This is a genomic window from Rummeliibacillus stabekisii (assembly GCF_007988965.1).
Taxonomy (GTDB): domain Bacteria; phylum Bacillota; class Bacilli; order Bacillales_A; family Planococcaceae; genus Rummeliibacillus; species Rummeliibacillus stabekisii.
This window is the reverse complement of the sequence record NZ_BJVD01000001.1, coordinates 904,961-919,691: the sequence shown is the minus strand read 5'-3', so window position 1 is coordinate 919,691 and position 14,731 is coordinate 904,961. Positions and strand designations below refer to the sequence as shown.

13 protein-coding genes are annotated in these 14,731 nt (G+C 37.0%); 7 read left to right on the top strand and 6 right to left on the bottom strand.

Going from position 1 to position 14,731, the window contains the following annotated elements; genetic code table 11:
• Nucleotides 1–258 precede the first annotated feature (258 nt).
• The 6 genes from RST01_RS04605 (at nucleotide 259) to RST01_RS04580 (ending at nucleotide 6,047) form a co-directional block, all read left to right on the top strand.
• Nucleotides 259–2,256: a sensor domain-containing protein gene (locus RST01_RS04605; RefSeq protein WP_147194415.1), complete on the top strand. Its 1,998-nt coding sequence runs from the start codon at nucleotides 259–261 to the stop codon at nucleotides 2,254–2,256.
• Between the two features lie 81 nt (nucleotides 2,257–2,337).
• Entirely contained in the window at nucleotides 2,338–2,583 is a 246-nt protein-coding gene (locus tag RST01_RS04600) for a hypothetical protein (protein WP_147194412.1), read from the top strand.
• Nucleotides 2,584–2,716: 133 nt separating this feature from the next.
• Nucleotides 2,717–3,160 carry a cyclic-di-AMP-binding protein CbpB gene (cbpB, locus tag RST01_RS04595; protein ID WP_147194410.1) on the top strand — a complete coding sequence of 148 codons (444 nt, stop codon included), beginning with the start codon at nucleotides 2,717–2,719 and terminating at the stop codon, nucleotides 3,158–3,160.
• An 86-nt stretch (nucleotides 3,161–3,246) separates the two neighbouring features.
• Nucleotides 3,247–4,140, top strand: a complete 894-nt coding sequence (ccpC, locus tag RST01_RS04590) for a transcriptional regulator CcpC (protein ID WP_066791831.1) — start codon at nucleotides 3,247–3,249, stop codon at nucleotides 4,138–4,140.
• Between the two features lie 51 nt (nucleotides 4,141–4,191).
• Nucleotides 4,192–4,905, top strand: a complete 714-nt coding sequence (dapD, locus tag RST01_RS04585; protein WP_147194407.1) for a 2,3,4,5-tetrahydropyridine-2,6-dicarboxylate N-acetyltransferase — start codon at nucleotides 4,192–4,194, stop codon at nucleotides 4,903–4,905.
• Between the two features lie 14 nt (nucleotides 4,906–4,919).
• Nucleotides 4,920–6,047, top strand: coding sequence for an N-acetyldiaminopimelate deacetylase (locus tag RST01_RS04580; protein WP_147194403.1), 1,128 nt, complete (start codon nucleotides 4,920–4,922; stop codon nucleotides 6,045–6,047).
• Nucleotides 6,048–6,139: 92 nt separating this feature from the next.
• Here RST01_RS04580 and RST01_RS04575 read toward each other — a convergent pair whose 3' ends face one another.
• The 6 genes from RST01_RS04575 to RST01_RS04550 form a co-directional block, all read right to left on the bottom strand.
• Nucleotides 6,140–7,312 (bottom strand): MFS transporter, encoded by a 1,173-nt coding sequence (locus RST01_RS04575; protein WP_147194401.1) that lies wholly within the window; start codon nucleotides 7,310–7,312, stop codon nucleotides 6,140–6,142.
• Between the two features lie 444 nt (nucleotides 7,313–7,756).
• Complete coding sequence (locus RST01_RS04570; protein ID WP_147194398.1) at nucleotides 7,757–8,830, bottom strand: ABC transporter substrate-binding protein; 1,074 nt, start codon at nucleotides 8,828–8,830, stop codon at nucleotides 7,757–7,759.
• A complete protein-coding gene (locus tag RST01_RS04565; protein ID WP_066784988.1) occupies nucleotides 8,827–9,621 on the bottom strand; it encodes an ABC transporter permease in 795 nt (264 codons plus the stop codon). Before RST01_RS04565 ends, RST01_RS04570 begins: the two co-directional genes overlap by 4 nt.
• On the bottom strand, nucleotides 9,605–10,426 hold the full coding sequence (locus RST01_RS04560; RefSeq protein WP_147194394.1) for an ABC transporter permease: 822 nt from the start codon (nucleotides 10,424–10,426) through the stop codon (nucleotides 9,605–9,607). The genes RST01_RS04565 and RST01_RS04560 overlap by 17 nt, the downstream gene beginning before the upstream one ends.
• Complete coding sequence (locus tag RST01_RS04555) at nucleotides 10,419–11,522, bottom strand: ABC transporter ATP-binding protein (RefSeq protein ID WP_147194391.1); 1,104 nt, start codon at nucleotides 11,520–11,522, stop codon at nucleotides 10,419–10,421. Before RST01_RS04555 ends, RST01_RS04560 begins: the two co-directional genes overlap by 8 nt.
• A 16-nt stretch (nucleotides 11,523–11,538) precedes the next feature.
• Nucleotides 11,539–12,081: a helix-turn-helix domain-containing protein gene (locus RST01_RS04550; protein ID WP_066784997.1), complete on the bottom strand. Its 543-nt coding sequence runs from the start codon at nucleotides 12,079–12,081 to the stop codon at nucleotides 11,539–11,541.
• A gap of 473 nt (nucleotides 12,082–12,554) precedes the next feature.
• Between RST01_RS04550 and RST01_RS04545 the strand changes: the two genes are divergently transcribed.
• Nucleotides 12,555–14,696: a M28 family peptidase gene (locus RST01_RS04545; RefSeq protein ID WP_147194389.1), complete on the top strand. Its 2,142-nt coding sequence runs from the start codon at nucleotides 12,555–12,557 to the stop codon at nucleotides 14,694–14,696.
• Nucleotides 14,697–14,731: the final 35 nt, after the last annotated feature.

The following is a 14,731-nucleotide window of genomic DNA, read 5'->3' as shown; positions in this document are numbered from 1 at the left end:
CTTTCTAATTATCTCTTTTATCCCAAATAAGCATGCTATAAACCTCTTAACAAAAAACAGAGTGAAAATAATAAATGAAGGAAGCGAAATGGGACTAAACGCATAGTAGGGATTATTAATTATTTTTTGAATGCGACTTTTTATGGAAAATAGGTAAAAAGGGTTCATTAAATTCAAAAAATTTTTGTTTTTAATCTATATAATTCTTTTGAAATCTATTATGATAGTCTAAAGTACACCTTTTTGTGGAGGCGCTAAATGAAAAAAACAACTTTAGACCAAAAGTCTTTGCAATATATAGTAAATCAATATAGCAGTATAGAACAGAGTGGTCTTTCTGTCCTTATTCGTAAATCTAACGAACAGTACTCTATAATGTATGCTAATGACATGGCACAAAATGAATTTGGAGTGCTCCACTTTCCAAAAACAGAGTTAGCTCACCGTTATTTGCCAAGCGTAATTTGGCAACATTTGAAAACAATGATTCTAACAGTGTGCGCTAATGAGACGGCAGCTTTTGAGAATCTAGAACACTTATTAACTGTTACGGAAGAGACGGTTTCCGAAGATCAATTCTATTACTGTACAATACATAAGCATCCACAAGATCCAGCGTTTCTTGAATTACTTGAACAAAATTTCGACCCTATTTTAGTAGTGGATAAAGAAGGCAATATTCTTCACAGCAATGCTGCGGCAAATGGCAAATTTGGATTTGTTGGGGCAAACCTGCAAATAGACAAATATGTGAGTCTATTTGCAAGGGAAGAGATACAAAAGCTTATAGATGAAACAATCTCTTCTCAAAAGAGTATTGAGTTAGCGGATATAGGCCTTAAAACAATAGAAGGAAAATCTGTTATTGTTTTTATAAAAAGTATTCCAATGCTAACAGAGCAAAAAGTCTCTAAAATCCTTCTAATATTGCGTGATATAACGCCTTCTCGTGAATGTGAAAGCGACACGAGTTATTTTACCTATCATGACCAACTGACAGGTTCATGGAATCGTAAGGCGCTAAGCGTACATTTTAAGGAAATTATAAAAGACTCGATGAGAACGAATCAAAAATCAGCCATATTGTCCATTGATCTCGACCGCTTTAAAAGGGTCAATAAAACGTATGGGACTGCTGCAGGCGATATGATAATCAACGCAGCTATTGAACGTGTTTCTCAGATAACCAAGAGTATAGGATCAATCTATCGGTTGAATGGCGATAATTTTGTTGCTGTCCTGCAAAATGTTCAAAAAGAGCAAGTACAGCAAGTGGCTGCGGATATCATCTACAGTATGAAAAAACCGTTTCTTATCGAGGATTCTGAATTAGCTACAACAGCTTCTATTGGTATAACCTATTTTCCTGATGATGGGGCTTCTATTGAGGAGCTCTTGCAAAAAGCAAATCAAGCTTTATTATATGCTAAAGAAAAAGGACGATCTTCATATCGCTTTTACCAAAGCAAAATGAAAAATCAACTCGAAAACACAGCTCTCATGGAAGCTCATCTGCGCAGAGCCATTGAAAAAAATGAATTAATGGTGTATTACCAACCGCAAATAGATTTAGAAACAGAAACTATTACAAGCTTCGAGGCATTGTTGCGCTGGCAAAATCCGAAATTTGGTTTTGTTTCACCTGGTGTTTTTATACCACTCGCAGAAGAGTCAGAGCTTATCGTAGATATAGGTAATTGGGTACTGGAGGAAGCATGTAAGCAATTATATGAATGGAAAGTACAAGGTATCTCTAATATCCGAATTGCAGTCAACATTTCGCCAAAACAATTTCGCGAAGATCAGTTAGCATCCAAGATTCTTTATTTTTTAGAAAAGTATGAAATTGAACCATCTCTGTTAGAACTCGAAATCACAGAGAGCTCTATGACGGATGCAGAAGATACGATGAAGATTCTAAAACAACTAAAGAGTATGGGGCTGATTATTTCAGTTGACGATTTTGGAACGGGCTATTCCTCATTAAGCTATATTAAAAGGTACCCAATTGATATTATAAAAATTGATCAATCTTTTATCCGTGATATGGATACAGATGAAAAAGACAAGGCTATTGCTCAAACCATTATCCATCTCGCTCATAATCTAGGCTTAGATGTCATAGCAGAAGGTGTAGAAAAAGAAGAACACGTTGGTTTCTTAAAAAAGCAGCAATGTAAAAAGGCTCAAGGATTTCTCTTCAGCAAACCGTTGCCGATTTATGAGCTAATGAAGGAAATTCCTTTAAAAAAGTGATAAGGAATTTTTAAGTCATATTGCATGCATTAATTAATCGGAGATGTTTCATACTACATGAAAAAGAAAGAAGGTTTTTTCTTGAATTTCACGGGTGAACTGACATGGCCATTAATTATTGTTTGCGTTCTTATTGCAGGTATAGCATTATTTTGGACTATGGGCATTGCAAAAAAACAAGCAGCTCAATCAACTGTAGAGGATCAAAATTATTCTGAGACGGTGGAAAATCACCCGACAATGTTGAATCCCATTATTTGGTGCTATTTGATAGCGGGGATATTTATTACCTTTGTTGTCTTTTATAATATCTTGGCATATCGTTAAAATAGGGGCAGGGTAACTTTTGAAAAATGTATGCGCTTTTTCGGTCATTAATGGAAATCTTTGAATAATATATGGTAAGATGAAATTGTAGTTTTAATTGTTCACTTTATGAACAAGTAAGGAGTAGAATACTATGATTTCGACAAGTAGCAGAGAATTCCTTGAAGCGCCGATTGCAGATTTAATTATACCTTCTGATAAAGTTGCCCATGTCCAATTAGGCAATAGCGCAGAGCATGCTTTACTCGTGTTGACAAAGACAGGATATTCTTCTATCCCTGTACTGGATATGGATTATCGTTTACAGGGGTTGCTTAGTATGCGCATGATTACTGAATCTATTTTAGGTCTCGATCACATTGAATTTGAAAAATTAGATACAATAAAAGTAAATGACATCATGGATGCTGATGTTGCCATGTTAAATATTAATGATAAATTCCAAAAAGCATTAGATTTAGTCATTAACCATGCTTTTTTATGTGTTGTAGATGATGACTCAACATTTGTTGGTATTATGACAAGACGTGTTATTTTAAAACAATTAAAAAAACATATCTATCAACCGAATAGCTAGAGTAATAGAAAGGCTCATTTCATGGGCCTTTTTTTTATCCACAACTATTATGACGAATTTTAAAAGGAGTAGTGGTATTTATGACTATGACCAATGATGCCCAAATTATTAAGGTATTAGCAGAGGAACGCAATATGCGCAAAGCCGCAGAGCGATTATTCTTATCACAGCCAGCCCTTTCACAGCGGCTGCAATCGATTGAGAAAGATTGGGGTACCCAGCTTTTTATTCGGTCACAAAAAGGACTGACAGCCACTGCATCAGGCGAGCTAGTTATTCAATATGCGGAAGAGATGATTACAAAGAGAGAAGAAATTTTTGAATCCATACAAGCCTTAAATTCTAAAGTCCACGGCACATTAAAAATTGCTTGTGCCTCCATCGTTGGGCATACCTGGCTCCCAAAAGTATTAAAGGATTTTGTGACCGAATATCCTGACGCCAAGATTTCCTTAATGACTGGCTGGAGCTCAGAGATTGTCAAAGCGCTGTATGATGGGGAGGCACATGTCGGCATTGTCAGAGGACAAACAGACTGGAAAGGAGAAAAGCAGCATCTATTTCGAGATACTCTTTATTTAGTCGATACAGAAATAAAAACGCTGGATGATGTATTTAAAACCACTCGGCCATTCATACAATTTAAAAGTGACTCGAATTATTATCAAGAAATACAGCAATGGTGGCAGCGGCATTTTTCATCTAATCCAAAGCATGAGATTATTGTCGATCAGATCGAAACATGCAAGCAAATGGCATTAAACGGTATCGGATATGCCATACTTCCATCCATTACACTCACGGGACAAGAGGATGTTAACAGGATTCCTCTCACAAATCAGGAAGAAGCATTCAATATTACAAGGGATACTTGGCTGATCGGATATGATTCTGCTTTCGAATTGCGCCAAGTTGCCGCTTTTGTGGAGGTAGCGAAGAAACAAGCGGAATGTTTGTATGATTATTCAAAAAATAAATGAAATTATCCTTTTTATCATGTACAATAGTAGAAATTGATAGGGGGGTTTCTAATGGAAAAGTTGAATGCAGAACAAATTATCTCTTATTTAGCCAATGCCAAAAAAGCTACACCTGTAAAAGTATATGTGAAGGGTAAAGATATCACTTCCATTCCTTTCGGAGAAAACAGCAAAGTCTTTGGTGAAAAAGATGCTGCGGTTGTCTTCGGTGAATGGCAAGATATCAAAAAAGCCTTAGAAGAGAATAAAGAGACGATAGAAGATTATGTGGTAGAGCATGACCGAAGAAATTCAGCTGTACCAACACTAGAGTTGTTAGATATCCATGCACGAATCGAACCAGGAGCAATCATTAGAGATCAAGTGACAATTGGCCAAAACGTCGTTATTATGATGGGCAGTGTCATTAATATTGGAGCTGAAATCGGCGACCGTACGATGATTGATATGAATGCCGTATTAGGCGGTCGTGCGACTGTTGGAAAGGACTGCCACATAGGAGCTGGAGCGGTGCTTGCAGGGGTTATTGAACCACCTAGTGCAGATCCGGTAGTTGTCGAAGACAATGTATTAATAGGTGCGAACGCTGTTGTTTTAGAGGGATGCCGAATCGGCGAAGGCGCTGTAGTAGCAGCAGGTGCTATCGTGACAAAAGACGTGCCGCCGTATACAGTAGTAGTTGGTGCACCGGCTCGTGTCATCAAAGAGATCGATGAAAAAACGAAATCAAAATCTGAAATCATGCAGGATCTTCGACAAATATAAGAGGTGCCATTTCGATGAAGTCTTTAGTGGAGATAAGAAGGGATTTACATAGAATTCCTGAAATTGGATTTCAAGAAGACAAAACGCAAAAATACTTATTAGCTATTATAGAAGAGTTAAAAAAGAGTTATTTTCAAGTAGACCTATGGAAGACAGGTATTATTCTCACAATCCAGGGTACGAGGCCTTCATTCAAAATAGGTTGGCGAGCAGATATAGATGGTTTGCCAATCGAAGAGAATACAGGCTTGCCATATGAATCAACACACCAGGGTTTTATGCATGCATGCGGTCATGATTTTCATATGGCCATTGCTATAGGGCTTATAAAAGCTTTTTCAGAGCAACAGCCTATAAATACGACCATTATCTATTTCCAGCCTGCAGAGGAAGGACCGGGTGGCGCTAAACCGATGCTTGAATGGATGGAAAGGGAGCGTAAGGATTTATTACCTGACTATCTATTTGCGCTTCATATCGCACCTGAATATCCTGTAGGAACAATTGCGACAAGAGCAGGCTTGTTATTTGCTAATACATCAGAACTGTTTATTGATTTGCATGGTGTAGGAGGGCATGCAGCTTTTCCACAGCATACAAAGGATATGACTGTAGCAGCAGCTAATTTAATCATGCAGCTACAAACCATCGTAAGTCGAAATTTAAATCCATTAGATAGCGGTGTTATTACCATCGGTAAAATGGTTTCAGGATATGTCCAAAATAGTATTGCAGAAGATGCTCGATTAGAAGGAACAATTCGTACCATGTCTGCCGAATCGATGCTTTTGATGAAAGAGCGTATTGAAGCACTCTGTAAATCAATTGAAATAGCGTATGATTGCGAAGTAAGCATAGATTATGGGTCGTCATACTATCAAGTATACAATGAGGACTATTGTGCAAAGCAGTTGCTAGAGACAGCAGAAAAGGTTGCCGGCACCACACCGTATGAATGTCCGCCTGCCATGACTGGAGAGGATTTCGGCTTCTTTTTAAAGGAGATTCCTGGTGCGATGTTTTGGACTGGCGCAAATTCACCATATGGTCTGCATCATGCATCATTGCAGCCGGATGAAATGTTATTGGACATCAATGTCCGTTTTGTAGAACAATTTTTAAGAGATTTTAAAAAGAGATAGATATTTTATAGGATGTAAACGAAATGCATAGAATAGAATTACAGCCTTTAAATTAGAAAACGGCACGCAGTGAGTGAACTGCGTGCCGTTTTTTACATCATAGTGGAGAACTTTTTACGGTTCCATGTGAAGGTAATGATATAACAAATACTTAGAATAATTGCGCCTAAAATAAATGGCGTATTCAAATGGATGTCCAATAAAGTACCTGCAAGTGCAGGACCAATCATGTTTCCAAGACTCATATATGCATTGTTCATACCTGCCGCATAGCCTTGTTCATTACCCGCTACCTTCGAAATCATTGTATTAACAGAAGGTCTGATTAAGGTTGTTGCGGTTTGGAAAAGTGTCGCTACGAGCAAGATAGAGAAGTAGAAACTCACAAAGACCATTCCGAGCATAGCAAGAGCAGCTACAATTAAGCTCACTAATATGATCTTCATTTCACCGAAGCGTTTAAATAGTTTGTTGATCAGAACGCCTTGAACAATTACACCTACAAAACCACCGACAGTCATAATGATGGCGATGTCATTAGGAGTGAAAGAAAATTTATATGTCAAAAACATTGATAATGTAGCTTGGAAATTAGCAATACCAAATGAGAAGACAAATACAACAAGCAATAATATGAAGTATGGCTTTTTAAAGGAATTTGCCATCTCTTTTAAAATATTATTTCCGCTTCGTTGTGCTTCAACAGCAGGCGTCGTTTTGGGTAATAAAATGATAGAAAGTATTCCTGCGATAAGAGCTGCGATACCAGCTATAAAGAATGGGAAGTGTAAGCTTACATTTGAAAGAGCGCCGCCAATCCCTGGTCCGACCATAAAGCCGAAAGAAATAGCAGCCCCGATAAGCCCCATTGCCTTTCCGCGTTCTTCTAGTGTAGTAATATCCGCAGCATAAGCCATGATAGGCGGTGTAATAAAGGCGGACCCAACACCGATTAGAAAACGCAAAACAAATAGTTCCCATAAGTGATTAGATAGGCCAAATAAAATCTGGCATGTCCCATTTAATAATAGGCCGAAGATGATTAGCTTCTTCCTGCCAAGCCTGTCTGATAAACTGCCGGCAATGGGAGAGAAGATAAATTGCGCAAAAGCTATAGTAGAAATCAAAAAGCCGAGTACTGCTCCTTTAGCGCCGAACTCCTTCAAGTAGTTGGGCATTATAGGTATAATTAAACCAATTGCACTCATAGTGACAAACATATTAACCATTAAAAGAATTAAAGCTATTCTATTTTTTTTATTCATCTAGTTTCTCCTTAATTATTTCGTGATGCTAAATATAAAACAATACTAATCAAAATTATACCTTTTGTCTATAGGGTGTTCAAGAAAGCTGTTTTATAACAGAGTAATCTGTAGAAAAAGTAGAAGGAGGAAAAATTTTAGGGAGACTACTTTTTATCTGACTTAACCAATGCCATCTAAGAAACAAGAAGGGGGAAATTTAATAACTCCTTATAAGCCAATCAATTTCAGAAACATAAATTAAGAGCTATAGAGAGTCGTACGGCGAGTCCTGTGAATCTTAGTAGATCGTAGTGATGAGGAGATTAAAGCTAAGTCTGCAGCAAGGAACACATTACGAAATTTCACAAAAGAAGAACCGAACACACGTGAAATTAAATTTCACAGGTGTTCGGTCTTTTCATTAGCTAAAACTTTTTTGATTCAGCTTCTTTCTTCAATACATTAACGTATAGACATTTTGAAGCGTAGGAAAAGTTCATTATATTCGCCGATCTTTTCTTTTCCTAGGTTTTTATAAACTTCTAATTTTTCACGAACGTCTTTTGATACGTAATAGCGTGTATCATTGACGATTTCAGGATCCATCAATTTTAATGCGGCTTTATTAGGAGTTGTATAGCCTACATACTCAGAGTTTTGAGCAGCTACTTTTGGATCTAGCATAAAGTTGATGAATTTATGGGCACCCTCTATATTTTTCGATGTTTTAGGAATGACCATATTATCAAACCATAGATTGGAGCCTTCTTTTGGCACGCTGTATGTCAAATCTTCATTTTCAGACATCATATCAGCCGCTTGACCAGACCAAGTGAGGGCTACTTCCGCGTCCCCATTGATCATTAATTGAGTTACCTCATCACCGATGACCGCTTTCACGTTTGGCGCCATGCGAATTAGTTTATTAGTCGCTTTCTGCAAAACAGTAGAGTCTGTTGTATTCAGTGATTGACCGATACTATTTAGACCAACACCAATTACTTCTCTGGCGCTATCTACTAAAATAACCTTGCCTTTTAGTGATGGATCCCAAAGGTCATCCCAGCTATCAAATTTCTTGTCTTTTAAAAGTTTCTTATTATAAACAACCCCTACAGTACCCCAAAAATAAGGAATCGAATATTGATTCTTTTTATCAAAAGCCAGATGTAGAAAATCTGGTTCAATATATTTTAAATTAGGGATTTGCTTGTGATCAATTTTTTTAAGCAAGTGGCGTTCTCTCATTTGTTCAACCGTATATTCAGAAGGAACGGCAATATCATAATTCGTTCCGCCTTGTTCGATTTTTGTCATCATGGCTTCATTTGAATCAAACGTTTCATAAATAACATTGATGCCTGTTTGCTTTTCAAATTTCTTAATTAAAGCAGGGTCAATATATTCTCCCCAGTTGTAGATAGTTAAAATATCTTTCCCGGATTTTCCGGAAGTAGCATCCATTGCATGTGAAGTATACATTAATATTCCGCATACAAGTAAAATGCCAATCGATGCTCGTATCAAAGATTTCATTTATGAGCCCCCGATCTTGTTTGGCGTTTTGTAATAAAGTAATAACCTAATACAAGGAGCAATGTGACAAAGAATACTAAACCTGAGAGTGCGTTGACAGTTAACGAAACGCCTGCACGAGCCATTGAATAAATCTCAACAGAGAGTGTGCTGAAGCCATTTCCTGTAACAAAGAATGTGACAGCAAAATCATCTAAGGAATAGGTTAAAGCCATAAAGAATCCAGCAAAGATACCCGGCTTAACATAAGGCAATATAACACGGGTTAAAATATCGCGTCGGCTTGCACCTAAATCAAGCGCTGCATCAATTAAAGATGAACTCATTTCATGCAATTTTGGTAATACCATTAGCACAACGATCGGGATACTAAATGCTGCATGTGATAATAAGACGGACATAAAGCCAAGTTTAATCCCAGCCATTGTAAAGAGGATCAAGAATGAAGCACCAATAATAACATCAGGGCTCACGATCAGGATATTATTCAATGAAAGAACGGTATTGCGCATTTTTCTATTTTTAATAGAAACAATGCCAATAGATCCGAGAGTTCCAATGATCGTAGCAATCAATGCAGATAACAAAGCAATAACTACTGTATTGATTAAAATAACGATTAACCTAGAATCTTGGAAAACTTCTTTGTAATGGGCAAAGGTGAATGATTTAAAGTTGGTCATTGAATCGCCGCTATTGAATGAATAGAAGACAAGAAAAAGGATAGGCGCATATAGAATGACAAAGACAAGCGCCAAATACAATTTCGATCGTTTATTTAGCTTTTCCATTACGCGCCACTCCTTTCTTCCGTTCACCTGTCAGCAACATAATAATAAACATAAAGAGTATCAAGAATACAGAGATGGTTGAACCCATACCCCAGTTTTGTGTTGTTAAGAATTGCTCTTCGATTGCTGTACCAAGCGTAATCACACGGTTACCTGCAATCAGTCTTGTAATCATGAACAATGAAAGTGCCGGTATAAAGACAGCCTGTACACCTGCTTTAACGCCGTTCATGGTCAACGGAATGATAACTCTTCTGAAAGTAGTGATTTTCGAAGCGCCTAAATCTCGTGATGCGTCAATTAATGCAGGATTTAACTTATCTAATGCATTAAAGATCGGCAGAATCATGAACGGTATAAAAATATACACAGATACAAAAACAAAGGCAAAATCAGTAAAAAGAATTTGCTGATTTGGAAGTCCAATTGCTTTAACGAAAGCGTTGATTGGACCTTTGTTTCCAAAGATGCCAATAAAGGCATAGGTTTTCAATAGAAGATTAATCCAAGAAGGAATAATAATCAGGATAAGCCATAACTGCTTATATTTTAACTTTGTAATTAAATAAGCAGCTGGATAAGAAATAATTAAGGAGAACAGCGTGATGAGAAATGCATACCAGAACGAACTCAAGGTCATTTTCAAATAAACGCTAGTCAAGAAATTTCGATAGTTATTGATTGTGAAATGGCCATGTAGATCAAGAAGCGAATAATAAACAATTAAAAGGATCGGTGCAATAACGAAAAATAGAATCCAAATATAGTAGGGGATTAGTGATAATAAATTCCCTTTTCTACGCATTATTTTCTTCTCCGTAAGATTCAAGTCTTTTATCGAAGTCTTCTTCTGATTCATTTAAACGCATAACGTGAATAGCTTCAGGGTCGAAATCTAAGCCGATTTTTGCACCAACATCAGCTTTTTTCAATGAATGTACAAGCCACTCATTCCCATCTTGGTCATAGGTAGAGAGCTCATAATGAACGCCGCGGAATAATTGGGTATCAACTGTTACAACAAGCTTTCCACGCTCTACATCTGTGATCTCTAAATCTTCAGGTCGAATGACGATATCTACATTTTCGTTGGCGTTCAAGCCTTGGTCTACACATTCAAAAGTCTTACCTGCAAACGTAACCTCAAAATCTCGAATCATTATACCTGGCACGATGTTTGATTCGCCGACGAAATCAGCGACAAAACGATTGATTGGTTCATCGTAGATATCCACAGGTGATCCACTTTGCTCGATTTGGCCTTCATGTAAGACAAAGATTTCGTCTGACATGGCTAGTGCTTCTTCTTGGTCATGAGTGACAAATACAAAGGTCTTGCCTAAACGCTGCTGTAATTCGCGCAATTCATATTGCATTTCTGTGCGCAGTTTTAAATCTAGGGCAGATAAAGGCTCATCTAATAAAATGATTTCTGGATCATTTACGATAGCGCGTGCTATGGCAACACGTTGTCTTTGGCCACCAGACATTTCGTAGATTTCACGTTGGCTATAACCTGCTAAATTGACAAACCTTAATGCTTCTTCTACTCTTCTAGTGATTTCTTCATTTTTTACTTTCTTAATACGCAAACCAAACGCCACATTTTCAAACACATTGAGGTGTGGGAATAGTGCGTAGTCTTGGAAAACGGTATTGACTTGGCGTTCATTGGCTGGCACATTATTGATTGTTTTGCCATTGAAATAGATTGAACCATTGGTAGGTTCCATAAAACCTGCGATGAGACGGAGAATTGTTGTTTTCCCACAGCCAGATGGCCCTAAGAGTGTATAGAACTTGCCTCGTTCCATTTCAAAGCTTATATCTTTTAGCACTACAGTGCCATCACTGAATGATTTTGAAACATTTTCAAAGCGGATAATTGCATTTTCCGACATCTGGGGTCCCCCTAAGCTATAAATAAGATTCTGTTGCAACGAGTAAAATTTCCGTTTTACCTGCAAAGTCGTTGAACAACTGATGGTGGTTAGAAGCATCGAAGTAAATAGAGCTGCCTTGTGAAGCAACGAATTCTTGTTTGCCTAAAACCAGTTTTACCCGACCAGATAGTACATAGATAAATGTTTCAGACAAGGAAGGCTCAAACTTTTTGAATTCGCCATTCTCTTCAAAAACAATCATCACTGGCTCGATTTCTTTTTCATTTGAAGTGGGGATTAACCATTTTAAATAATACCCCTTCTTGTCATCTGTAAAAGTCGTATGCTCTTCGTCTGTATAGACAACATTTTGGTCTTCAATTTCATCATCAAAAAATTCTTTTGGGGTAGAACCCAATACTTCTAGTAAGTCAAATAGCGTTTCAATAGAGGGGGAGTTTAAATCCCTTTCTACCTGGGATATATAGCCCTTGCTCAAATCGGTTCTTTCGCCTAGTTCTTCTTGCGTCAAACCTTTTTTCAGTCGCAGGCGTTTGATTTTTTTGCCTATCTGCATCAAATGCATTCCTCCTCTATTTTCAGTATTTTCTTTAGTAAAGAGTTATATTTTCATTTATTGGAAGTTTACTTATGGTGAACTTTAAGTAACACAAGTTTACTAAGACAAAACTTTTAGTTTAGTGAAACGTATTCTATTATACAAAATAGGACATATTTTTCAACCTTTTTTTCTAAAATAATATTCTTTATCAAATAATTTAATAGACTGACACTAATCCTTTACCCTCAAGCATTTAACACTAACATTTTTTTACTGTATCAATTATTGCATTTACATAAGAAATAAAAGGAAAGAATAAAAGTTTTTGATAAAAAAAGTAATTGCTATTTGTTGAAAGTTATCATTTAATAATTTTTGTGAAAAAAATTGATTTCGCTAGATTAGCAAAAGTGTGATTGAATTTTCTCGCAATTAGGGAATAAAGATTCCTATGAACAAAGTAAATTTAGTGGAAAGGAATGTGGTTGATGAAAAGATTTTTAGGTGGTGCATTGGCGATTTCGCTGATCGCAACTACATTGGTGGCATGTACGCCGGAGAAAAATAGTACAGAGGAAAAACAAAAGAAAGCAGTGGAAACAACAGATTCGAAGAGCTATGTAAAGCTAGCAGACGCAAATTATTCGTATGAATTTGCGAAAAGTTTAGAGCAATTTAAAACAAATGAGAAGCTAGGCTATCGAACAGCTGGATCAACTGCTGAATTGCAAACAGGTAAGAAAATAGCAAATGAAATGAAAAAAATCGGGCTTACGGATGTTTCGAAAGATGAGATTACAGTCGATAGCTGGACCTTTAAAAAAGCAGATCTGAAGTTTACAGATGCCAAAGGAAAAACACATTTGGCTGTTCTTGGCGGATATCAAACGAACTTTGATACGAAAGGACCTAAAACTTTTGATGTTGTGTATGCCAACAGAGGGACAGCGGCTGATTTAGAGAATCTTGATGTTAAAGGTAAGCTAGTTCTTATAGATATTAATCAGCGCGAGGATTGGTGGATTAATTATCCAACATATCAAGCACATTTAAAAGGAGCTGCTGCTGTCATTGCAGTACAAAGCAAGGGATATGCAGAAGTAGATGGAAATGCCTTAAATGCACAGGATATTTGTGGGCCTGATGATGCTCCTGCATTTTCTATGTCGCAAAATGACGCTGCATTATTAAAAGCAGCATTAAAAAAACAACACAATAAATTACAGGTTGATTTTGATGCCAAATCCACAGTGAAAAAAGATCAGAAGACATATAATTACTACGGGAAAATTGAAGGGAAAGACCCGGATTCATATGTAATTTTATCAGGACACTATGATTCCTATTTTGATGGATTCCAAGATGATAATGCGTCCATAGGATTATTGATGGGGATTGCAAAAGGATTAGTAGATAGTGGCTATAAACCCCAAAAAACTATCATTTTTAATGCATTAGCTGCGGAAGAATGGGGAGTAAGCAATACAAGATACGACTGGTCTACAGGTGCCTACAATCAAATCTTCCGTGTTCATCCTGAATGGGTAGGCAAGGCGATTGCCAATTTGAATTTTGAGTTACCTGCATATGAACATACCAAGACAAATGAAATCCGAGCAGTATATGAATACAAAGACTTCCTTACGAAATTTGCTAAAACTGTACCGACAGTCAAAGGTGTTTATAAAAAAGGGATTTCTGTAGTGGCGCCACTCCGTACGTGGTCTGATGATTTTTCATTCTCGTTAGCTGGTGTTCCAGCATTGCGTAATGATTTTCAGGATAGTGAGTTTATGCATACACATTACCACTCACAATTCGATAATGAAAAAACAAATAATATTAAAGCACTCCAATTTAATATGAATTTATATGGATTATTGGCTATGAAATATGATCAAACAGCAGTATCGCCGCTAAATTTCACAACACGTTTAGAAGAAATGAAGAAGACATTGAAGCAGGATGTATTAAAAGACTCGAATGTTTCAAGCGACACACTCATTAGTACGATTGATGAAGCCATTAGCACTGCAAAACAGGCAAATAAAAAGGTAAACGAAATAAATAGTGCGTATGCAAAAGCGCTACAAGCAGGCGAAGATAAAAAAGCTGCGAAATTATATAAAGAAAGTCGTGATGTAAACAGTAAGTTACTTCACACATTTAAATTGGCGCAAGATCAATTTGTTCGTTTAACATGGGAGGATGAACCTATTTTCCCTCACGAACATGCGCAAAATAATATTGAAAACTTATCTGCTGCCATTAAAGCAATAGAGAAGGGGAAAGCTCAAAAAGCCCTTGATGACTACTTGTTTGCCGTTGATAATAACTGGTATGCCTACGACTTTGATAAAGAAACATATCAGTACTTTACAGATTATGTAATGAACCAGCCTGCAGACCGTTTAATGTGGGGAGCGGGCAGAGTGATGGGCCATGAAGACTTATATGATGTCATTTCAGCACTTCAAGAAAAAAGCAAGAAGCCAAAAGCTAATTTAGATGCAGAAACAAAAGAATTACAAAAAGCATTAGAAAATGAAGTTTCGTTGCTGAAAAAGACAGTAAAAGAAGAAAATCATGATGTACAGCAATTGAAAGCTGAGTTGGAAAAAATCAAATAATGAACACAAGACCCCGCAAAAGCAGACACTATTTT

Coding starts and splice junctions, on each gene's coding strand:
- RST01_RS04545 (WP_147194389.1), top strand. CDS start 12,555: ATGAAAAGATTTTTAGGTGGTGCATTGGCGATTTCGCTGATCGCAACT.
- RST01_RS04570 (WP_147194398.1), bottom strand. CDS start 8,830: ATGAAATCTTTGATACGAGCATCGATTGGCATTTTACTTGTATGCGGA.
- RST01_RS04565 (WP_066784988.1), bottom strand. CDS start 9,621: ATGGAAAAGCTAAATAAACGATCGAAATTGTATTTGGCGCTTGTCTTT.
- cbpB (WP_147194410.1), top strand. CDS start 2,717: ATGATTTCGACAAGTAGCAGAGAATTCCTTGAAGCGCCGATTGCAGAT.
- RST01_RS04580 (WP_147194403.1), top strand. CDS start 4,920: ATGAAGTCTTTAGTGGAGATAAGAAGGGATTTACATAGAATTCCTGAA.
- RST01_RS04605 (WP_147194415.1), top strand. CDS start 259: ATGAAAAAAACAACTTTAGACCAAAAGTCTTTGCAATATATAGTAAAT.
- RST01_RS04555 (WP_147194391.1), bottom strand. CDS start 11,522: ATGTCGGAAAATGCAATTATCCGCTTTGAAAATGTTTCAAAATCATTC.
- dapD (WP_147194407.1), top strand. CDS start 4,192: ATGGAAAAGTTGAATGCAGAACAAATTATCTCTTATTTAGCCAATGCC.
- ccpC (WP_066791831.1), top strand. CDS start 3,247: ATGACCAATGATGCCCAAATTATTAAGGTATTAGCAGAGGAACGCAAT.
- RST01_RS04550 (WP_066784997.1), bottom strand. CDS start 12,081: ATGCAGATAGGCAAAAAAATCAAACGCCTGCGACTGAAAAAAGGTTTG.
- RST01_RS04560 (WP_147194394.1), bottom strand. CDS start 10,426: ATGCGTAGAAAAGGGAATTTATTATCACTAATCCCCTACTATATTTGG.
- RST01_RS04575 (WP_147194401.1), bottom strand. CDS start 7,312: ATGAATAAAAAAAATAGAATAGCTTTAATTCTTTTAATGGTTAATATG.